20 protein-coding genes and 4 pseudogenes are annotated in these 20,311 nt (G+C 68.6%); 10 read left to right on the top strand and 14 right to left on the bottom strand.

The features are described 5' to 3' along the window. Positions 1-54 precede the first annotated feature (54 nt). Entirely contained in the window at positions 55-231 is a 177-nt protein-coding gene (locus tag AB0D46_RS24805) for a hypothetical protein (protein ID WP_362880507.1), read from the top strand. Between the two features lie 426 nt (positions 232-657). Here AB0D46_RS24805 and AB0D46_RS24800 read toward each other — a convergent pair whose 3' ends face one another. Continuing rightward, positions 658-900: a DUF6411 family protein gene (locus tag AB0D46_RS24800; RefSeq protein ID WP_362880505.1), complete on the bottom strand. Its 243-nt coding sequence runs from the start codon at positions 898-900 to the stop codon at positions 658-660. Between the two features lie 791 nt (positions 901-1,691). Between AB0D46_RS24800 and AB0D46_RS24795 the strand changes: the two genes are divergently transcribed. Further along, a complete protein-coding gene (locus tag AB0D46_RS24795) occupies positions 1,692-2,522 on the top strand; it encodes a hypothetical protein (protein ID WP_362880504.1) in 831 nt (276 codons plus the stop codon). 15 nt (positions 2,523-2,537) lie between these two features. Here AB0D46_RS24795 and AB0D46_RS24790 read toward each other — a convergent pair whose 3' ends face one another. Next, complete coding sequence (locus AB0D46_RS24790; RefSeq protein WP_362880502.1) at positions 2,538-3,284, bottom strand: hypothetical protein; 747 nt, start codon at positions 3,282-3,284, stop codon at positions 2,538-2,540. 17 nt (positions 3,285-3,301) lie between these two features. Between AB0D46_RS24790 and AB0D46_RS24785 the strand changes: the two genes are divergently transcribed. Together AB0D46_RS24785 and AB0D46_RS24780 are read left to right on the top strand one after the other, a co-directional pair. Further along, on the top strand, positions 3,302-3,598 hold the full coding sequence (locus AB0D46_RS24785; protein ID WP_362880500.1) for a hypothetical protein: 297 nt from the start codon (positions 3,302-3,304) through the stop codon (positions 3,596-3,598). A 2,058-nt stretch (positions 3,599-5,656) separates the two neighbouring features. Next, a complete protein-coding gene (locus tag AB0D46_RS24780) occupies positions 5,657-6,085 on the top strand; it encodes a hypothetical protein (RefSeq protein WP_362880499.1) in 429 nt (142 codons plus the stop codon). Between the two features lie 569 nt (positions 6,086-6,654). On the opposite strand, the gene AB0D46_RS24775 is transcribed toward AB0D46_RS24780, so the two are convergent. Beyond that, positions 6,655-7,284: a hypothetical protein gene (locus AB0D46_RS24775; protein WP_362880497.1), complete on the bottom strand. Its 630-nt coding sequence runs from the start codon at positions 7,282-7,284 to the stop codon at positions 6,655-6,657. Positions 7,285-7,498: 214 nt separating this feature from the next. On the opposite strand from AB0D46_RS24775, the gene AB0D46_RS24770 reads away from it, so the two are divergent. After that, positions 7,499-8,056, top strand: a complete 558-nt coding sequence (locus tag AB0D46_RS24770) for an SMI1/KNR4 family protein (RefSeq protein WP_362880496.1) — start codon at positions 7,499-7,501, stop codon at positions 8,054-8,056. Positions 8,057-8,109: 53 nt separating this feature from the next. Here the strand turns inward: AB0D46_RS24770 and AB0D46_RS24765 are convergent, their stop codons facing one another. From AB0D46_RS24765 to AB0D46_RS24750, 4 genes and pseudogenes are all read right to left on the bottom strand, one after another. Next, complete coding sequence (locus tag AB0D46_RS24765; RefSeq protein ID WP_362880494.1) at positions 8,110-8,295, bottom strand: hypothetical protein; 186 nt, start codon at positions 8,293-8,295, stop codon at positions 8,110-8,112. An 80-nt stretch (positions 8,296-8,375) separates the two neighbouring features. Continuing rightward, positions 8,376-8,822 carry a hypothetical protein gene (locus AB0D46_RS24760; RefSeq protein ID WP_362880492.1) on the bottom strand — a complete coding sequence of 149 codons (447 nt, stop codon included), beginning with the start codon at positions 8,820-8,822 and terminating at the stop codon, positions 8,376-8,378. Further along, on the bottom strand, positions 8,809-9,558 hold the full coding sequence (locus AB0D46_RS24755) for a site-specific integrase (protein ID WP_362880491.1): 750 nt from the start codon (positions 9,556-9,558) through the stop codon (positions 8,809-8,811). Before AB0D46_RS24755 ends, AB0D46_RS24760 begins: the two co-directional genes overlap by 14 nt. A gap of 49 nt (positions 9,559-9,607) precedes the next feature. Then, positions 9,608-9,951, bottom strand: a pseudogene (locus AB0D46_RS24750) (helicase); the annotation flags it as partial. Between the two features lie 136 nt (positions 9,952-10,087). On the opposite strand from AB0D46_RS24750, the gene AB0D46_RS24745 reads away from it, so the two are divergent. Continuing rightward, entirely contained in the window at positions 10,088-10,495 is a 408-nt protein-coding gene (locus AB0D46_RS24745; protein ID WP_362880489.1) for a hypothetical protein, read from the top strand. A 490-nt stretch (positions 10,496-10,985) separates the two neighbouring features. Further along, entirely contained in the window at positions 10,986-11,687 is a 702-nt protein-coding gene (locus AB0D46_RS24740) for a DUF4241 domain-containing protein (RefSeq protein WP_362880488.1), read from the top strand. A 427-nt stretch (positions 11,688-12,114) separates the two neighbouring features. Here the strand turns inward: AB0D46_RS24740 and AB0D46_RS24735 are convergent, their stop codons facing one another. Together AB0D46_RS24735 and AB0D46_RS24730 are read right to left on the bottom strand one after the other, a co-directional pair. Next, on the bottom strand, positions 12,115-12,753 hold the full coding sequence (locus tag AB0D46_RS24735) for an HAD-IA family hydrolase (RefSeq protein ID WP_362880486.1): 639 nt from the start codon (positions 12,751-12,753) through the stop codon (positions 12,115-12,117). Positions 12,754-13,074: 321 nt separating this feature from the next. Beyond that, positions 13,075-13,176 (bottom strand): annotated as a pseudogene (locus AB0D46_RS24730) (IS5/IS1182 family transposase); the annotation flags it as partial. 199 nt (positions 13,177-13,375) lie between these two features. Between AB0D46_RS24730 and AB0D46_RS24725 the strand changes: the two are divergent. Then, positions 13,376-14,578: a PLP-dependent aminotransferase family protein gene (locus AB0D46_RS24725; protein ID WP_362880484.1), complete on the top strand. Its 1,203-nt coding sequence runs from the start codon at positions 13,376-13,378 to the stop codon at positions 14,576-14,578. A 307-nt stretch (positions 14,579-14,885) separates the two neighbouring features. Here AB0D46_RS24725 and AB0D46_RS24720 read toward each other — a convergent pair whose 3' ends face one another. Next, on the bottom strand, positions 14,886-15,074 hold the full coding sequence (locus AB0D46_RS24720; protein ID WP_362880483.1) for a hypothetical protein: 189 nt from the start codon (positions 15,072-15,074) through the stop codon (positions 14,886-14,888). A 231-nt stretch (positions 15,075-15,305) separates the two neighbouring features. Next, entirely contained in the window at positions 15,306-15,479 is a 174-nt protein-coding gene (locus AB0D46_RS24715) for a hypothetical protein (protein WP_362880481.1), read from the bottom strand. Between the two features lie 714 nt (positions 15,480-16,193). On the opposite strand from AB0D46_RS24715, the pseudogene AB0D46_RS24710 reads away from it, so the two are divergent. Next, positions 16,194-16,726 (top strand): annotated as a pseudogene (locus AB0D46_RS24710) (transposase). Positions 16,727-16,827: 101 nt separating this feature from the next. Here the strand turns inward: AB0D46_RS24710 and AB0D46_RS24705 are convergent. Further along, complete coding sequence (locus tag AB0D46_RS24705; RefSeq protein ID WP_362880479.1) at positions 16,828-17,265, bottom strand: NUDIX domain-containing protein; 438 nt, start codon at positions 17,263-17,265, stop codon at positions 16,828-16,830. 284 nt (positions 17,266-17,549) lie between these two features. On the opposite strand from AB0D46_RS24705, the pseudogene AB0D46_RS24700 reads away from it, so the two are divergent. Further along, positions 17,550-17,816, top strand: a pseudogene (locus AB0D46_RS24700) (transposase family protein); the annotation flags it as partial. 180 nt (positions 17,817-17,996) lie between these two features. Here the strand turns inward: AB0D46_RS24700 and AB0D46_RS24695 are convergent. Continuing rightward, positions 17,997-19,832 (bottom strand): FG-GAP-like repeat-containing protein, encoded by a 1,836-nt coding sequence (locus AB0D46_RS24695; protein ID WP_362880478.1) that lies wholly within the window; start codon positions 19,830-19,832, stop codon positions 17,997-17,999. Between the two features lie 35 nt (positions 19,833-19,867). Further along, a complete protein-coding gene (locus AB0D46_RS24690) occupies positions 19,868-20,260 on the bottom strand; it encodes a hypothetical protein (protein WP_362880476.1) in 393 nt (130 codons plus the stop codon). Between the last annotated feature and the right edge of the window lie 51 nt (positions 20,261-20,311).

Raw genomic sequence — 20,311 nt, 5'->3', positions numbered from 1 at the left:
CGGTCGCCCCGGGAGCTGTTTCCGGGGCGACCGATGGAAGGCGGGAAGAGCGGCGTGCTGGACCACGAGATGGGTACGTACGACGAGACCGTGGATGACGTGGTAGCGGCGTCCTTGGGCCGATCCCGCATGGCGGACGGCAGACGGATCGATCTGAGCGTCGAGGAGCTGGCGGAGGCGGTGGGCGCTGGCGGGGGCGAATTCACCTGGAGCGTCGTGGGGCCGACGTGAGCTGCCGGGCTGGTGGTGCCGGGAGCCACCGCCCGGCCGGCGTCTTGGGTACCCGTAGGGACGACTCCGACCGCCTCGGTTGAGTGGGCGCGAGCGGCCTCTACTTGCATCGTGGTCGAACGTGCCAGTGCGCGTGAGAGGCCGTCGGTGAGGGCTGCCGTTCACGAGCGTGCCGCAGCGGCCCGCCGTCGATGGGCGAGGCGGGTCGGTGGGACAGCACTGGGGCTGCCCGTCGTTGCGGACGCCGCTGGTGCTCGGCGGACGAGGTGACCCACGTGGGAGCGCGCGCGTGCCGCAGCGGCCCGTCGGACGTCCAGCGGAGTCGGCACCGGGGGAGACACGGGACGTATTCGGGCGGTGCCGCGGTTTCGCTCCGGGACCTCGAGCTCGACGGGGGTCGGGGGCCGGGCTGATAGGGGCGCGAGGTCAGAATGGCATGTGGCCCCGAATGCGGCGGCCAGCGGAGCCACTCTTGCCGACCGCCTTCGAACTGCTGCGGAACGGCTTGCTGAAGAGGCGGCCCAGCGGGCCGGGGGCCTTGCCGCCCGCGCGGGAGCCCAGGCCGAGGGTCTTCTGGGTGCCGCGCTCGGGGTGCTTGGAGAGGCGCGGTAGGAAGAACGCCAGAACGGCGAGTACCACGCAGACGGCGATGATTGCAGCGATCATCATGGTTGGGCCCCACTTCTTCGATAGTGCGGTGACGCTTCGTCGTGTGACCGCGCATACCCGGCGAACCTTCGTTCACGCCCCGGCTGCCATATGCTGTACGGCGCAGGCGGCGTCCCCGGGCGTGCCTCATTCCTCATACTCCTGGCCCTGCTCCCCGTTTCTCTGCCTCGCTGCTTCGGAGCGCGAGAACGGGAGATGCGTGATGTGTGAGTCATGCGACGAGTACGGGGCGGGCGGGCCGGCCAAAGGTGTCGGCGGCGGCCTGGCGGTGGACACTCGCCTCGAGCTTGGTCCCCGCGGTCGGCGCGCGGCCGGGGGAGTGGTCGCGTGCGGTGGTCCAGGCCGCCGACGCGGAAGGGATCCGGGCGGCGCTGCGGGGCCCGGCGGGGGAGTCCTGGGCGGCGGAGCGACTGACCGAGGCGCTGGGGCAGCCGCTGCCGTGCGGCCGTCCGCGCGTGACCGCCCTCCGCAGTCGGCCACCTTGTCCGCGCCGGCCTGCTCGCCTACCTCGGCGGTGAGCCGGTCTTCCCCGACGTCCACTCGGACCAGGCCGCCGTCAAGGCGCGCCGCCGGGACCTGCCCCCGCTCCTGGACCGCCACGTCCCCCTCGGCCCCGACCAGGCCGCCCGCTGCCTCGGCGTGCGCAGGGTCGACTACGACCAGGTCGTCAGGCTCGGATGAATCTCCCCGGCGGGCTCCGTGGTGATCGACTACAAGTCCCACGGCGGCTTGACCAAGGCCCCCTCTACTCAGGGGCCGATCTGGCCCTGCTCCCGGTCCTTCGGCCCGGAGTGGACTGGGAAGCACTGCGCACGGTGCCCGCCGGCCGTCGCTCTCCGCTCGCGGGCCTCGCGCCGGTCGCACCCGGGCGAGACGTGGTGCTGCTGGCGGAGGTGGCGCGGATCGCCCGAGTCGGCCGCGCCGCGGTGGTGAACTGGCGCCGGCTGCACGCCGACTTCCCGGACCCGGTCGGCGGGACGGACGTCCACCCGGAATTCGACCGCAGCGCGGTGGCCGCCTGGCTCCTCGACCACGACAAGATCGAGATCCCGTCGCAGATCCCGCCGGCCATGCTGCTCCTCGACGGCGCCGAAGGCGCGACCAGGCTCCTGCTCGACGGCCCGCTGCTACTCCTGGCGGACGAGGCCGAGGACGGGGACCAGCTGACGGGTTGCACCACCAAGGACGACGCCGACAAGCTGGCCAAGCTCACGGCCGGGGAGTTCGGAGCGTCGCTGCGCAGGCTGACCGTGCCCGGGGCGGCCCCGCTGGCGGTGCCCGGCGAGGTGCGGCTGATCGACCTGTTCAGGAACGGGTCGGGGGGACTGAAGGTGACCCTGGCGTGGCCGGCCGCCCTCCGGGGCGCCGCCTCGGACGGGCAGGCGGGCGGGGTGGTGCGCCATGGGCTGGCGTACGCGGGCCTGGGAGAGGCCTGCGTGTGCAAGCGACATGGCTGTGGTGGTGCTGTTCCGGCCCACTGGTGCGAGGAGCACGGTACGTCTGCCGAGCCGGTTATGGAGTGGCACCCGGGCGGCGGGATCCGGTGCGCCGACCTGGCTCGCCGCCGTACTGGTACGGCGGCTGAGGCCGCATCTGCGGCGCGTGGGGGATGCCCCGTGTGAATCGTGGCTGCTTGATCACCTTGCGGGGAGTCGGCCGGTGGCGTCTTTCCATTTTTGACGTGCTGCTTTGAGGCGGGAGAGTGCGGCTGCCTGCTCCGGGTCGAGCTGGTGCTGTTGTGTGATGTCGTGGAGCTCGGTGCGGACGGCGTCCTCCTCCGCGGTGTCGCCCTCGACTTCGGCCAGTGCTGCTCGGGCTGCGTTCACGCGGTCTTCCAGGCTTGCCTGGAAGGCCGCGTCGAGGCGTGCGGTGTTCGTGACGAGAGTGACGAAGACGTGTACGGCGTCCTCCTCGTGCTCGCTATGCGATAGCGGAACGTGACGGACGTGCCCGTCCGCCTCGGTCACGATCAGGTGGTGGCTCTTGGGCCCGTGATGGATCCGCAGGGTGAGGTCGGCCAGTGGCAGCTCCTCTTCCTCACCGATCGAGAGAGTGTGCTGGTGCAGGATCAGGGTGCCGAGATTGCCCACCACCGGACCGCTGCCAGGATTCTGGGCTTCGCGCAGGGCCTGTTCGGCGGCGGTGACGCGGCGACGACGGGCGGCTTGGGCGGAGCTGAGGCGGAGTTGGACGGCGGTCCGCTGGAACCATGCCTGAACGGCCCGGGCCGTGAGGCGCCGACGAGCTCGGGCCAGTTCCCGGCGTTCGGGTGCGTAGGTGCGGCTGAAGGCGGGACCCCAGCCGCCCGGATAGCGGTAGCGGTGCCAGGCGACGAGTACCGCCACGACGATCAGCGCCCGCGCCCCCCACTGCAAGACCTCCATCGTTCTCCCCTTTCGCCGTGGCCTTGGCCAGCCCTAGTTGTAGCGCGCCGGCGCTGTCGGCGAGGCCTGTTCGTGAACCCTGGCTGTCAGCGCTGGGGGATCTTGAGTCCGGCTACTGGGGCGTCACCGGCGAGATCACCGCTCCGGACGGCGCCGGATTCATCGTGGGTGTGGATCACGAGGGAGATTTCTACGTCCAAGGGGACAGCCCGGAGCCGACCTTCCTCATGGAGTACTTCGACTGCACCAGCGCATCGGATGGCCTGGACGAGGTCACCAAGCGCGTCGTCGCGGTGATCCGCGACATCGCCTGACCCGCGTCCCTCACTCCGGCCGCAAAATCGACCTGTGACCGCAGATGCCGAAGGCCCCCAACGCTTCCGCGCTGGGGGCCTTCGGTGTGTCCTCTTCCTTCGGTTATTTGGAGGTCCTGTGTGAGGCCGGTCGCCGGGGAGCGCCGAGCATAGGGAGTCGCCTGGTGTCGAGCGGCCGCAGGACCGTTCCGATCCGACCCTCGATCCTTCGAACGAGGTCTTCCTCGGTGTCCGGCGCTAGCGGGACCACCATCAGGCGGGTCCACCGAGCGGCGCGTCCGGGCAGTACGTGCTCTTGGACGCGGTCGCCGACCGACCCATTGCGGATCGCGCTTCCGGTGTAGCGGATCACGTTCCTCGAAGTCGGCAGCGATGTAGACGCCGGTCGAGAACTCGTTCCAAGCCCCACCCTCAGTGATCTGCCACTGGGGTCCAGGCACGGCGCTCACGAGGGATCCGGTTCTCAATCAGGCACTCAATGATGCCTTTTCGCATCCAAAGGGTAGTGGCCGTTGCCCCTGCATGTGACCGGGGCAACGGCCACTACCCATTCCTTGCTCGCAGCGGTAGGCCGCCCTCCCTGTCCGGTGCCGCGCGCGGTGTCGGGGCGTCAGCTGCTGGCCGCGTCGTGGGGTGGGCAGCTGATCATGGCGGCGTCGTGTCGTCCCGGCAGCTGCTACTCACGGGCTGGGCGGCCGCAGAAGCCGCCGTGCGGCAGACCCGCGTGCGGAGCTCAGCACCCGGGCCTTCCGCAACCCGGAGGAGCTCGCCGCCGAAACGCCGGCTCCGATCGAAACCGCCGACCGACGGGCCGACCCGAGTCCGCCGCCCCGAAAGCGGCCACCGTGCACGGGCCCGGACAGAGCGCGTCGGCAATGCGCCAGGGTTCGGGCGTGCGGGTTTTGTCCATCGGCGGTAGCCGGTTCCCCTGTCTTGATCACCGAATCAGCCGGTAAAGACGGGACAGGCCGATCCTTCCCCGCAACATCGGCCGGTCTCCTTCGGAGCGAAGAGCCCGAGGATCCGGCACGCGTCGAACAAGTCTCGAAAAACACTGTTGCCACCACAGACCGTCGCCAGTGAAGATCAGCTCATGAACGAACGAAAGGACCACCGGGTGTCCGCCCGGTGAACAACCTCAGCGTCTTCCCCGCCCCCGACCGAACCTCGGCCCCCAGCCGCCGTGAAAGCGGCCGCCCGACGGCCCGGCCGCGGATCGTCGCCCTGGTCCGCAAGGCCCTGTCACACCCCGAAGCCGCACCGGATGTGTTTGCCGCACTGGACCGGCGCGTGCGCCGGCTCGTCTGGTACGACCACGCTCCCCACCTCCCCGCCCTCCTGCGCGCGAGCGCCCCGCCGAGCGAGCGGGTGCACGCCCTCGGCCTTCGCTGCGTCACAGAAGCCGCCCACGGCAATCTCGTCCGGCTTGGCCTCGTCCTGCTGACCATCGCCGGCACCCGTCGGCCGGGGACCGCGCGCTGCTGCGCGAGGTCGGCGCGCACCCCAACTTCAGCGACGAGGCCTGCACCGCCCTCGCCGCGTCCCGGCCGAGCGACCCGCAGCTCGCCGTGTTCCCGCTGGCCCGCGCGACCAAGGGCTGGGCAAAACGCGTGTCCGCCGTCGAGCACCTCGACGGCGCACGGCACCCACACATCAGGGAGTGGCTGATCCGGGACGCCTGCACCGGTGACGTCCTGGACAGCTACTTCTGCCTCGTCGCCGCCCGCACCGGGGACCTCGCCGGAGTACTCGCCCGCGAGCGACTCGACGAACCGACCCTCAAGGGCGCCACCCGACTGATCCACGCACTCACCGACATGGACGGCCCCGGAGCCTCCCTCGACGCGTACGAGGACGCCGCACCCGCCCTGCGGCACTACCTGCGCCACCTGACGGCCACCCCCGTGACTCCGCAGGACCTCCTCGCCCTCACAGGCATCCGGGACTGGTTCGCCCTCGGCAAGCCACCCGAGGGCGAACTGGCGCGAGCCGGAGCGGAGATCACCGCCATCATCGACCGTCCGGAGTCCCGCCGAACGGTGATCGAGGCCTTGGCCGATGACGACGATCCGACACGCTCACCAAGCGCCCTGGGCCGCCCGCGCCCTCGGCCTGCCCTACCGGGATACCGTGCTGCGCCGCATCGGGGCGGCGCCCCTGGACTCGACCGCTTGGTACTTGCTGACGGAGGACTGCCCGACCGACGAGATCCCCGGCGTGGTCGCGGCCGCCGAACAACTCCTTCCACTCGACGAGCTCCTCGCGAACCCCGAACCGGACATCTTCTTCGGGTCGGAGTACGCGTGCGGATCGTCGTCATCGGCCAAGGCCTCGAATTCCAGAAGCGCCCTCGCAGTGGAGGCGGGGGCTTTGACGCGATGCTCGGGCGGCGGCCGTTTCCCCGCCGCCGCCGACGTCATCGGCGGACTCGGCGGAGTTTTCTACGCCGTCACACACCGCGACTACTCGCTCTTCCAGCCTTCTTGAGGTCCTCGGCGGCGGACTGCACGCAGACGAGGCCCACTGCCGGGGCGCGGCAGCACGACGGTGCGCGCACCGTTGCCGTAAGCCTGTACGACGGGTTCTGCTGGAGGTGCTGGGGTTCCTTGAATGGGCCCGGGCTCGGGGTCTTGTTGGCGGGACCCCTTGGGGGTTGCGCCGCTTGGTGCGTGGTCCAGCACGGTGCCGCCCTGCGGAAATCCCGCCGGTTCACTGCGCTGTCCACGGGCCAGAGAGGGACGCGGAGGTGACCGTCGGCCATGCCGCAGTCCTCCGCACGCGCGCGGAGTGACAACCGCCGCGGGCACCGGCCTCGGCTCAGCGATGACCCTTCAGGACGAGCGGGGAATTTCACTCGGCGCCCGCGGGCCGCTGCCGCTACTCCTCCGCGCGCTGATCGACGGCGCGGTGGGCATGGAGCCGGCCAACAACGGCCCTGGCCGACTCGTCCTGGTAAAAGGCCCACCGCGAGCGCCTGGAACAGGCGGCCCGGGACGCCGAAGCGATCGACCGGGACACCCATTCCGCCTTGGTCCTACTCAGGCCGTTCCTTCGCGTCAGGCGGCCTTTTTGATCAGGTCGACCTGAAGCAGGGCCATCTGCCGTGCGCCGTCGTCGGCGTAAAGACTCGCCTGGACGTAGGCCACGACATTGCCGACGCGCATGACGACACGAGTACCGTGATTGCCGTTGGTGAACGCCTCGGTCTCGTCAGCGCCGGCCGCGACCTGCGTCGGCTCGGGCGCGGGCTCGCGGTTGCGTATCTTCGCGGCCAGGCCCTTTACCGCCGCGCTCGCGGCCTGTTGCGAATCGAACGAGAAGAGAGTGAACTCGACCGCGTCGCTGTCCGCGTTCCCTCTGACCGCGGCCTCCTTGTGGCCCACGGCCACCATCCCGTCGCACGGGGTGCCGGTCTCCTCGGCGCAGTGCTGTCGCGCCGGCTCCCCGTCAACCACCGCCAAGTCGTCGCCGACCCAGACACCACCGAGGGTCTCGTTGGTCGGGAGCGCCGACCGGACTTGCGGCACGGACAGCGTGCCGGAGGTCTTCTTGCCCTTCTCACCGCCGCTTCCGATTCCGGCGATGCCTACGGCCGCGCCCGCATCTGCATCCCCGCCACCCCCACAACCTGTCAACGCCGCCACCAGCGCCACCGCACACACGGTCCCCCGCACGAGGTACTTCACCCTGATCTCCATCGTTTCCGCACCCATTCAAGATCCACATTTAACCACCCAGCGCCCGTCCGGCCTGCTCCGGGATCGAGGAGCGGGGGTAGGAGAGAGCCGAGACTGCCCGGACGGAGGCCGCGGCTGCGCTGGCCGGACTTCCTGTCGCCCATCTGTCCGCCCGGCGGCCCTGGCCGCCGAGATGTCAGTGGGCTCTGACAGCATCACGGCCATGACCGACATTGATGACCTCGTGCAACGTGTTGCCACCCGGGCCGCATCGGACAGCGAGGACCTTCCGGCGCCTGTCGACGAAGCCCAGATTGCGGAGGCCGAGGGGCAACTGGGCATCGCGCTGCATCCCCTACTTGCGCGCCTGTATCGCGAGGTCGCTGACGGCGGCTTCGGCCCTGACTACCGACTGCTGCCACTGCTTGGTTCGGGCTCCAGCGTCGTTGGCGAATACCTGACGCGACGTGAAGCGTCCGTTGGGGTGGAGCATCCGGAGTGGCCCGAAGGCGTCGTACCGATCCTGACCTGGGGCTGTGCCATGTATGCAGGCGTTGATTGTCTCAGTGAGGACGGTCAGGTCCTGCTCTTCGAGCCGAACCCGTACAGCGGCGGATCGTGGGAGCAGTGTTGGTTCCTCGACTCCGCCAGCCTCGCAGCGTGGCTGGAGACATGGCTCGCGGGGACGGGCTGGTTCGAGGAGGACGCCTTCGACAGGGACGACCTGATAGAGCCTCAGGCATGGGACCAGGCCGCGAGCCGGCTGTCCTCCGGTGCATAGCGAAAAAGCAACGCTTCGTCCCGTTGGCGCAGGCGCCGTCATCCCGGGTATGCTCACGGCTCCCTTCGGAGCGTCGGCATCGGGAGGGCGACCGACGTACTGGCTGCGCGTCTGGTGATCTGCGCGAGCTTGTCTTCCGCTCCGGCCAGGTTGACACGGAGCCCTTCAACCTCTCCCAGCCAGCCTTCGCGCTCGGCCTCGGCGATGCGGGCAACGAGGTTGTCGCGGATCTCCTCCAACCGGCCGAGCTGGGCCGGGTCTGGCCGGAGGAGGGAGCAGCGGACGCAGGCTTCTCTGAACTATCGGTGGCGGGTACGGGCTACGACTCGTCGGGGCCGATTGCGGCGTTCAGCGCGCGCAGGGCGTCATCGTATTGGCGACGGTCGAACTGGAACGGGCCGAAGGCCGTGTAGTCGCGTTCCTTGCGGTGGGGTTGCTCAAAAAGGTCCCAGGTTACGAGGTCGGCCATCGCGGTGATGCGAACCATGAGCGGCCAACAGTCCCACACTCCGCAATCGCAGCCTAGAACGGGTGTCTTCGGCCCCATCACATCGGTGGACCGCCCGAGGAAGTGGTCCAGGATAGAGCTCCGGAGGTTGTCCGGAATCAGACCGCCATAGGCGTCGCCTGCGGGCTGCATCCCGGCGGCGATCTCGAACCCGTCGATCAGCTCTGTGAGTGGTGCTCCGTCGATGCGGGGGACGACCACGAGGGGGCCGCCGTCGACATGGTGCCGGCAGTCGAACCGGATGTCATTGCTGGTCATCCAGTGATTGTGTCAGCGAAGCCGTTCCCTCCACCTGTGTAATTTGAGCTGGGGCTATGCGTGGCATGCCGAGGTCGATCGCCGTACCGCCGGAAGCTCGTCGGTCCATGTGGCTGACCCTCAGCCCTTCGACCTCCCCGAGCCAGCCCTCGCGCTCGGCCTCGGCGATGCGGGCGACGAGGTTGTCGCGGATCTCCTCCCACCGGCCGCGCTGGGCCGGGTCCGGCCGGAGAAGCGAGCAACGAACGCAAGCGTGTTCATGAACACAAGGGCTTAAAAAGGCGCGACCGCAGGTGCCGATGGAGACCTTGCGCTTCTCGAAGTGCGCGAGGAAAGCGTCCCATTCCTCCTCGGTGGGGGTTCGGTACTCCTCGCTGGGCCGGGCAGCCCTGCGACGGGCGATGAAGGCGCGGTGAGCCTCGATGGTCTCGGCTGGGTAGATCGCCTCGTAGCCCATCGTCGTGTCAAGACTCCGATGCCCGCAGAGCACTTGCGCGATGTGCGGTGGCAGGCCGTTCATGATGGCTTCGGTCACGAAGATCCTGCGGAAGTCGTGCGGGGAGAAGACGAGCGGTTCGCCGACGGCATCGGTCAGGCCCGTGGTGGCCAGCGCGTTGATCAGAAGCTTGCGGAGCGCGGTCGGAGTGAAAGCGCGGTGTTCGGTGCCGATTTCGCGTTGGAACAGCAGCGGCATCGGCGGGTTCCAGACCCGTTCGTGGACGTCATAGGAGGTCACCAACGGGATCGCGCGGCAGGAGCGCCAGGCGCCGGCCCCGCCGCGCCTACTCCGACTCCCCGAGAACCGGTGAGGGATCGCGGATCTCCAGCACGTCGATCTCGAACCCGGCGAGAATCTGCCGCTCGATCGCCTTCGAGAGCCCCAGCTCCGCGAGCCACGCGGCGTACGTGCCCTCCAGGTCATCCGCCATCGAAGCCCCTGCGGGCGGGCCACGGCGAGGACGCGCGGCAGCGCGGTCAGGTAGAGCCGGAAGTCCGCCGGGATCCGTACGTTGTCGTGATCGCAGCCCAAGACCGCCCGAAGTCTCCGGCGGTGACGTGCGCCTCGTTCAATGATCGCGAGGTCGAAGCCCGCCATCCGTTGCCCGTAGAGCCGCTCACCGTCCGCCACTTCGGGCTCCGCGCACTGAGCCCGGCGCGTTCACACGCGCCCCCAACCGGTCCGGTCGGCGTGGGTACGCCCGCGCCGGACAGTGCCTCCGGCTGGGCGTACTGTCGCTACGAGTATCCGGGTATGAAGGAGAGGGATGAACACCCAAGGCGAGGCGCCCGACTTGCTCGACCTCTACCTCCGCGAGGCACGCATCCGTTTGGGCCCGGCCGGGTTCGAGGCGGTGGTCCGGGCGGCCGAGGCCACCTGCGTCCTGCTGGCCGGCGGGCAGCCCGCGACACTGGCAGGCCCGGACGACGACGGCTTCGGCCCCCGCCTGCAACGCGAGTACCTGGCACTGTTGGCCGTCCTCATCACCGGCCGTACCGACCACCACGTCGTACCCCTGGCCACGCCCGGTGGCACTCCCGGCTGGGCAGTCGTCGAAGACCACCTCCTCAAGGATCCCGCCGCCCTGCACGACGTGTGCACGGGGATCGTGGCTCGCGCCAGGAGCAGCGCCCGGACCGCGGCCGCTCTGGAACGCATGTGGGACGCGGGCTAAGAACTCCTAACGGAATGACCCACGTGGCCTCGTCCGGCCCTGGGGCTGCGGGTAGCAGCCAGGTGCGAGGATGCTGTCGTGTTGGATGCGATTAACGAAGTGGACTGGGGTGCCATACCGGGCCATCCCGACTGGTATGAACCTGCTCGTGCCCCCCGCGGTCTGCGCGCGCTGGCGGATGCAGCGAACCTGGCGGAGGCGGCTGGCCCGGATCCACGCCCGGGTGATGTTCACGAGTCTTGAAGTCGCTGGGGTGCTTGCCAGGGATCGAGACCGGAACCGACTCCTACCGTCGTTGCCAGCACCCGAGCTCGCGCCGAAGAGTCAGTCAAGGCTGACTGACCTCCGCTGCTTTCTGCCTCGGTGCCTCGTCTGAACTGGCGGGGGTAACTGTAGTCGGACGCGACGTCCGAGCGTGGGCCTATCGTCGTAAGTTCTGGTTGGGTCGTGGTGAGGACACAGGGTGGCGTACGTGGGGGATGGTCGACTGGTGGCGGCGCCGGAGGTGCGCGCCTATCTCGATGCGGTGTTCACGCCGGGCACCCGGTTGGGGGTGCGGAGTGATGATCAACGGACGTTCGTTGAGGTGGTAGAGGTGGCTCGGGTGACGTCGATCCGCGTGCCGAGCGGCCGGCTCGTGGTGGACACCCCATGGCTGGAGGACGAGGACGGAGAGCCGCGGGAGCTCACGGTTCGGATCCCACCTGGTGCATACGGGGTGGATGCGGCATGGACGGAGGCCCCGTACGAGTTCATGGGGGAGCACTTCTCCGGCCGCGAGGTAGCCGCGACGCGTTTGTGCGTGTGGGAGGGCACGGTGGCGGTCTGGGAGATGGGCCTCGCCGCGGGCGATGACATCGAACGCCTTCGTCAGGGTGACGAGGTCGGATTCAACACGGATACCTCCACGGGCAGCTTCGGCGACGCGACAGCCTGGCCTGCGCTGACAGCGCCGTTCCGCACGTTCTGGGAGCAGCGCAGGACAGCAGCACGGGGCACTCTCGTGTCCCGTGATACCGAGAGCGTGGGCGGTGGCGAGTTCGAGATGGTCCGCGATGAGGCCTGGGGCGCAGACCTCATCACCTTCTCCGCCACTGAAGGACTTTCCGTAGCCTGGCTCGGCCGTACAGAAGACGGAGAGCTCAGCTCCATCGTCGTCATGGGCCACATGGGCATGGAAGCGCTGGCCTGAGGACCATTCAGCACGGCTCCCTGGCGACGGCGGCTGCTCTCGCTGCCTGCTGCAGCTGCTCGGAGCCCCAGGCTTCCGTTCGCGGGTCCGTCACGGTGACGCCGCGAACGGGACGGTTCTCCGATGCTCCGGCTGAACCGCCAGTGACCTGCACCGTCAGGGTCAGAATCAAGCGGTCGGCGGCGGGCCGCCCTCATGCACCGACTTCATTTCTCGGTTCTGGCACAGATCTTGGGTAGCCGTTGCGGAGGGTCACGGTATCGTTCGATTTACAAGGGATGATCACGAACCCCGCCAGCCCCGTTGGTTGGACGCACCGACGCCTACCGTCTCGCCAGCACCCGCGCCCGAGCCGAAGACGCAGAGGCGCGCTGGTCAACCGATTCAACGCCTGGCCGGCAACCGCTGAAGACCGGCCAGGCCGACGTCATCCGAGCGGGACCCGTTCTGAGGCCAAGGGCCCGGCATTCAGATGAGCTGCGATGCGCGTTACGGTCCGGGCGTTGTCCTCGAACAGATGCGCCTGCATGCCCGCCGCCTGGGCGGCCGCAACGTTGATTGCGACATCATCGATGAACAGGCAGTTTTCCGGCCGCACATCCAAGCTGGCGCATGCTGCCTCGAAGGCCCGTAGGTCGGGCTTCTCGACACCGATCTCGTGCGAGTAGACGATCTGCTCCACCAGTTCGTCGAAGTGGTAAAGCGTCGTCTCCCTCTCCCGGGCGCCGACGAAGCTGTTGCTCAGGATGCCCAGCCTGCAGCTTCCGCGCAGCCCTTGCACATAGTCGATCAACTCCTCGTTCGGCGTCCCTAGATACTCCGCCCAGAGATCAGCCATGAAGGCTGCAACCTGGGGGGCGTCGAGACCCAAACGGGCCGCCACCTGCTCGTGCACCTCTCGCTCGCTGATGCTCCCAACGCTCCCAGCCCGCCACACCTCGTGCATCCGTTCATGGACAGTGCCCAGAGCCAGCCTCAGCCGCTCTTCCCACCGTTGCACCCATCCCGTTTCCGGCGTGATCTCCAGCACGCCGCCGATGTCGAGAATGACGCAGGTCGCGGTCACGCGAACTCCCCCTCTTCGTCCTGGTCTGACCAGCGAGCGCAGACCGCCTGCTCATGTGATCGACTCAGACACTGTCCTCTCTCCCTCTAGGGCAAGGTCAAGCGATCTTCGAAGCTGTGACAGCACTGTCGCAAGCCGCCGACCCGACTCGCCTGAATGAGCAGGTGCCTTGAGAAACTCGGTCCGCCACAGATCTTGGGGAGCCGTCCCTGAGCGTCACTGGAGCAGGATCATCCTGCGGAGTAGTTCGAATCCGGCTCGGCCATAGAGCTGCCTTTTGATCTTCTTGATGCGGTTCACCGCGCCCCCAACGCTGCCGGAGGGGTTGTGGCACCCCCACGGATGGTCATCGCGATGCACAGGCAGCAACGCAAGTAACTCCTCACGCAGCGGCTCCAGGATGCACGCTGGAACAGCAGGCACGGTCCCTCCCCGGTCACAGAGCATCAACAACTTCACGATGGGGGCGCCGTGCCTGTCTGACTACCACCCAGCCCTGGTCGTGCCCTCCCGGCGGACGCTGTCAGCTATTTCGCATGGCCGCCACCGTGTGCGGCCGCATGGCGACCGCATCGTGAAATCCCCCTGGCCGAAGGCCCCAGTCTTCGTAGGGTGAGCGGATATGACGACCACAGCCGATGCCGGCACCGCCGCCGTCCCCGCTCTTGCCGCCCGCACCGCCGACGTGGGCGGTTCCCCCGTCCGGGAGATTCTGGCGCTGACCGCCCGCCCCGACGTCATCTCGTTCGCGGGTGGCCTGCCCGCCCCCGAGCTTTTCGACGCGGAGGGTATCCGCGCGGCCTACGACGCGGTGCTGCGCGAGTCACCGCGGCAGGTGCTGCAGTACTCGACCACAGAGGGCGACCCGTCGCTGCGATCGGCCGTCGCCGCCCGGCTCACCACGCGCGGCCTGCCGACCGATCCCGAGGACCTGCTGATCACCGGCGGCTCGCAGCAGGGCCTGTCGCTGCTGGCCTCGGCCCTGCTGGAGCCCGGCGACATCGTCCTGGTCGAGGATCCGACCTATCTGGCCGCGCTGCAGTGCTTCGGACTCGCGGGCGCGCGGATCATCCCGGTCCCCACCGATGCGGACGGCATCGTGCCGGACGCGCTGGACGCGCTCGTCGCGGCGGAACGGCCCAAACTGCTGTATCTGGTGCCCAACTTCCAGAACCCGACCGGCCGGACGTTGCCGCTCGCGCGCCGGCGAGCGGTCGCGGAGGTGGCGGCACAGCACGGGCTCTGGGTCATCGAGGACGACCCGTACGGCGAGCTGCGCTTCAGCGGCGAACCGGTGCAATGGATCGCAGGCTGCGCTGGCGCAGAGGACCGAACGGTGCTGCTGAGCAGCTTCTCCAAGGTGATGGCCCCCGGGCTGCGGCTCGGCTGGCTGCGCGGCCCGGCCGCGCTCCGGCGCGCCTGCGTGATCGCCAAGCAGTCCGCCGACCTGCACACGTCCACGGTCGACCAGGCCGCCGCAGCTCGCTACCTCGCCGACTGCGACCTGGACACTCACCTCGCCACCGTCCGCGACGCCTACCGCGAGCGCCGCGACGCCCTGCTCGCCGGACTGGCCGACGCGTTGCCGACTGACAGCAGCTGGAACCGGCCGGACGGCGGCATGTTCCTCTGGGCCCGACTTCCCTCCGGCCACGACGCGACCGCCCTGCTCCGGCGAGCGGTCGCCCGCAACGTGGCCTACGTCCCCGGAGCTCCCTTCTTCGTCGGCAACCCGGACCCGGCGACGATGCGCCTGTCGTTCACCACCCACACCCCCGCCGAGATCGCAGACGGCTTGACTCGCCTGGCCAAGGCCCTCAGCTGACCCGGCCCGAGCCTGCGGCTCACCCCTGCAGCGAGCCGCAGGCAGGCACGGTCTCCCCTCGGTCGCAAAGCGTTAACAATTCCACGATGGGGACAACGTGCCTGTTTGACTATCACTCAGCCGTGGTCACGTCCTACTGGCGGACGCTCTAAGTACCCGGTGAGATGACGACTCCCGGTCGAGCTGACCGGTTCACCGAAAGCCTGCGGATCGCGTTCACGGTCGACGTCCGTGAGGTGCAGGTTCTCGGAGACCGCTGACCTGGGCTGGGGAGGTTATCGGTGAGGTCACCGGGTACTTGGTGAGGTCACCGCGGGGTGGGGCCGGTGCCCAGGACGCGTCGGCCGGTGCCGCGGGCGGGGGGAGCGGTGACGGCTTGGACGTCGGCCGGCCGCTCGGCGGCGAGCCGGGCGCGCGGAACGTCATCCCGGGCGCGGGACATCTGCGGATCGTCGGACTCGGGGCCGGTACCGAGCTGGCGACGCCTGGTGCTCACCGGTCCATTCTCCCGGCCCACGAACCCGACCGGCGAGGGCGGCCGGCGCGAGTTACCGGTTACAGCCCCCTCGTGTGCGGGTTCGCGCTGCTCAGGGCAGGGGCGGGGCGCTCCCGGCCGGTAACCGGTAACCCGCGCCGGCGTGGTCGGCGGGCGGGCTCGGAACCGTTGGGGTGTGCGGCGTTGTAAGCGGCGGGACGCACACCCCTCCGGGCTCGCCCTGCCGTTCTCCTACTGGTCGGCGGCCCGCTCGATGGTCAGCTGCTCGACGTGACCGGGTGGACGGTTGCGGATCGGGCGGGAGGTGCGCTCTTGATCGCTGATCTCGGCCTGTACGGGTCGGGCGGCCGCGCTGAACGCCCCCGACGATGCCGCCTGCGGCCCGTTCCGGTGGCGCGGCGACACCGCCTGAACCCCTGGGCACTTCCTCGATGGAGGGGGAAACATCAGGGGAACCATGGGGGGAACCTGGAGGGGGAAATGGAGGGGGAACCATGGGGGGAAGGTGACTCTGGTGATGTTCCGAGTTGTGGCTGGTCAGGTGCCGTTCTGCGGGTGGTGACTTCCCGGACTTTCTCTTTTTGGGTTCTTGTAGGTAGTTGATTGGTTGTTCGTTCTGTGGATTGGGTTGCTCGTGGGTGTTGGTGGGTGCTGTCTGGTTCTCGGGTTGGTGTTCGGTCCTGCCTGCTGCCTGTGTTGAAGTCCCTGCCGTTGCTGCCCACAGGTGAACCCTTGGCTGTGTCGAGTCCCTGAGTTCTTGAGTCCGTGAGTTCCTGGCGGTTGTGCCCGCAGGTGGCCGTGTACGGGTCCCTGACGGTTGTGCCTGGGTAGGGTCGGGTTCAGTCAGGCGCTCTGGGGGCAGTACGACCGGACCGACGTCGGCCCCGCTGCACCACGGTGCAGCGGGGCCTTGTCGCTCGGGTGCGGGTGGATGAAGGGGGTCACGTTCACCCGGGCGTGTCCTGGGAGGTCGGGCACGCGCGGGCAGTCCGTGCGGGACGGCACTCGCGACAGTGCCGGGGACGGTCACCCGCACTTCCACGGTACGCCCGCCCGGCCCGGTGGAGCCGGCTCCCCCTTACACCCGGCCCGCCTGCCATTCAATAGCCGCCGCATCGCGTGATCATCGACGCCCAGTCCGTCAAAGGCGCGGAGACCGTTTCCCAGGCCACCCGCGGATTCGATGCGAACAAACGTATCGATGGGCGGAAGCGACATCTGATTGTCGACCAGGCGGCCTTCTGGTCACCCTGCTGGTCACCCCCGCGGACGTTCAGGAGCGCGACGCTGCCCGTATCCTGCTCACCCGGCTCCATGCCGAACACCCCGAGATCGTGCTGGTCTGGGCGGACAACGGCTACCGCGGCGAGGAGTTCGCCGCCTGGGCCCAGCACACCCTGGGCATCACCATCAAGGTCGTCCTCCGCCCCGATGACGCCGACGGCTTCGTCCTGCTGCCCAAGAGGTGGGTGGTGGAGCGGAGCAACTCGTGGACTATGCGGGCCAGGCGCAATGCAAGGGACTACGAACGCCTGACGTCCCACGCCGAAGCCCACATCCAGTGGACCTTCATCACCTTGATGTCCCGCCGCCTCGCCCGCCAACAGCGCCGGGCCGAGGCGGCCACCACCGCTCTTGCGGCAGCCGCCTGAAGATCCCTCCGCAGCCGTTCGACTGCCCGTCTATCGACGCCTAACCGAACGGAAAGCGCTATTACTAACGACCTCCTACCCCCCGCGACCTGCGAAATCTCTCAGTCCGGACCCCTTCGGCCGCTGACCATCCGCACGCCGTCGACGGCCGCCGGAGAGAGCATCGGCTCCTTCAGGTCCGCCAGCGAGATCCAGCTCACCGCGTCGGTAGAACCGTCAATCTCGACCACCTCCCGCGCATCAACCTTGAGTTCGACCGCATAGAACAGCCCAGTCAGATGCCAGTCCACCCCGTCCCGAGTGACTGCATACGTCCGTGCATCGACCAACCGTGCATCAACTAGTTCACGCCCGGTCTCTTCGCGAAGCTCACGTGCCAGGCTCTCCACCGGTTGCTCACCGTGATCGATCCCGCCACCTGGCAGATGCCACAGGCCCGGCGCAAATACCGGCGACGCCTCAGACAGCCGGGCAAGCAGCAGCCGCCCGTTCTCAACCGCGAGCGCATACGCGGAAACACGAGTCCGCACCTCAGCCATAAACTTTCCCCCTCCGCAGGAACTTGCCAACCGCCCGAGGAACCTGAACCGGCAGCCAGCACAGCACGAACGGCGCCTGAAGGATTGCACGATCACTCACACCGTTCGGTTTGGCGTCCGTGGACGCCAATGGAGTTCGTAGTAGGCCCGCGCGGCATCCAGGTTCCGCTCGAAGCCGGCGGCGGTGTCCCTCACGATCCCCAGCGCCTCCAGTTCGGCCGCCCGTTCCCCGGACATCTGTCTGGCCCGGAACGCACGCCGCTGGTGTCCGCCCGGAGCTTCACGTGCTTGTCTACCCATCGGGGATCGATCTGTCCAACTCGACCCTGCGCTACCTGTCTGACCTGTTGAGAGCCCGGCGTCGTGAGCGCGGCACGCGCTGGCGCCGCCTGACCGCGGACCGACAGGCTCTGCTCGCGCTGGCCCATCTGCGCTGCGGGCACACGTACGCCCAGCTCGCGGCCGGCTTCGGGATCGGGCTGGCCACCGTCTACCGGTACATCGCCGAGGCGGTTGAGGTCTTGGCCGCCCTTGCCCCCACTCTCCAGCAGGCAGCCGTGCCCACCGCGTGGCATTACGCGCGAGCAACGTGGTTCGCGGCGAGCCCGCTGTGGGTGTCATGAAGATCACCCACAGCGGGCTCGCTGTGTTCGGAGAAAGGGGCGGCCGAGTGCTGCCCAGGCCGGTGAGTACTTGTGCCGGGCCGACCCCTGCTCAGGCAGGGGCGCAGGTCAGCTGACGCCGCCGCTCCAGCGGCTGGCGGGGGGCTGCATTCCGGTGCCGGTGCTCAGGAACGAGAAGAGAGTGTCGGCCGGGCGTCCGTCGGGTGCGGTGCCGCCGTTGTAGAGGATGCCGATGTCGGTCTTCTTGTCGCCGTTGTAGTCGCCGGCGGTGAGCTGGCTGGCGGACCAGCTGAAGCTGCCAGTACTGGCCCAGGCCTCCTGCGGGGCTGCGAAATTCGTGCCGTCGCTGGGGAAGGTGAACAGCGTGGCGGAGCGCTTTCCCTCGGCGTTGACACCGCGGTCGTAGAAGACTGCGATGTCGTCCTTTCCGTCGCCGGTCACGTCGCCGGAGGTCACCTTGGAGGCGCCCCAGGAGAAGGAACCGCCGGAGGTCCAGGTGTTGCGGGCGGCCCCGAAGCCGGTGCCGGTGCTGTTGAGGGTGAACAGCATTGTCTCGTTGTTGCCCTGGGCGTCTTTGCCGCCGTTGTAGAGGATGCCGATGTCGGTCTTCTTGTCGCCGTTGTAGTCGCCGGCGGTGAGCTGGCTGGCGGGCCAACTGAAGCTGCCCGGGCTCGTCCACACCGTACGGGGCGCGGCGAAGTTGGTGCCGTCGCTGGCGAAGGAGAACAGGCCCGTGGAGGCCTTGCCTTCGGCGTCGGTGCCGCGGTCGTAGAGGACGGCGATGTCGTCCTTGCCGTCTCCGGTGAAGTCGCCGGAGGTCACCTTCGAGGCGCCCCAGGAGAAGGCGCCGCTGGAGGTCCAGGTGTTGCGGGGCGAGGCGAAGGCGGCGCCGGTGCTGTTGAAGGTGTAGAGCAGCGACTTGTTGTTGCCCTCGGCGTCCTTGCCGCCGTTGTAGAACACGGCGACGTCGTCCTTGCCGTCGCCGTTGTAGTCGCCGGCCGTCAGCTTGCTCGATGCCCAGGTGAACGCGCCCGACGAGGTCCACGCCTTCACGGGGGCGTTGAAGCCTGTGCCGTTGCTGAACCAGGTGTACAGCGAGGAGCGGGACTTGCCGTCCGTGTTGGTGCCCGCGTCGTAGAGGGCGGCCAGGTCCTTCTTGCCATCGCCGTTGAAGTCGCCCGAGGCGATCTGTGAGTCGCTGGGCAGGGCGAGGCTCTGCTGGATCCAGTCGCCGAGGCCGTCGGCGCGTACGGCGATGGCTGAGTTGCGTATCTCGGCCGGGTCGGTGCCGAGGCACCCGGCCTGCCAAGAGCGGCTGCTGAGCCCGATGAGCTCGCCGCTCGCATTGAGTACGGGGCCGCCGGCGTCGCCCTTGCAAATGGTGTCGCCGGTGTCACCCTTGCCTTTGAGCGCGAGAGTGGTCGCGTCCACGGAGAGGGTGTCGAAGGTGCCAGTGTGCACCGTGCCGGGTACCCAGGAGGTCTTCGTGCGCCCGAAGCCGGCCGTCGATACGACGGCTCCCTGGGCAGGAGCAGCTGCGGCAAGCTTGGCGGGGGCTACTCCCGCGATCGGCTGCGCAAGCTTCGCCAGTACTGCGTCGCGGTCGGTTCTGGGTACGAGTAGCGTCACCTTTTGGGCGTTCGCGCCCAGGGTCGCGGTGGCTCTCAGCTTCGGCTTGCCGGCCGGGACCGGATCGCCGGGATTGTCGGCGAAGCAGCTGGCGGTGGTGAGCAGCCACTGCGCGGAGATGAGAACACCGGAACAGGCGCGGGTGGTGTCGCCTTCACCGACATTAATGCGGGCGGTATAGGTGTACTGGCCGTCAGCCGCTGGCGTACCGATGACGGCTGAAGCCGATCCGGCCGTCAGGATGCCGGCAGCGGCAGCGGCAGCGGTGGCGACGGTGGCGGTGATCCACACGGGGCGTGGACGGTGAGCGGACATGAGTCTTCCTTCGAACAGGCGGCGGGACGGGGTGGTCACTCGGAAACGGAGATCTCGACGAGGACGTGGTCCCGGCGCTCAGGGTCCGCGGCTTCCCCGACGCCCTTCCACTCGTTCGGGGCCACCGTGATATTCTGCTCGCTGCCCTCGGCGGTCAGCGTCACATCGGCCTGATGAGAGGCGTCACCCTTCATGCCGTAGACCGCGGGTATTTCCAGGCTGAGGTGGCCGGATTTCCCTGAGACGCGGAAGCAGATCTTGCCCTTGGTTCGCGAGTACACCTCCATCAGGCCCGTGGCGGAGGCGCAGTCGGCGAGGGTGATGTGCCCGTCACCGCGCTTGAGGGTGATGCCGAGTTCGGTCTGGATCCTGGCGGCATCCGGGTAGGCGAAGTCTTCGATGGCGTACGGAGGCTGGTCACTGGTCACGCCGGCCGCACCACTGGCGGGGATTTCACTGGCGTGTGTGACGGTAACGGC

Source organism: Streptomyces sp. NPDC048383 (assembly GCF_040651775.1).
Taxonomy (GTDB): domain Bacteria; phylum Actinomycetota; class Actinomycetes; order Streptomycetales; family Streptomycetaceae; genus Streptomyces.
The sequence above is the reverse complement of the archived record's forward strand: the minus strand, read 5'-3'. Positions and strand labels throughout refer to the sequence as shown.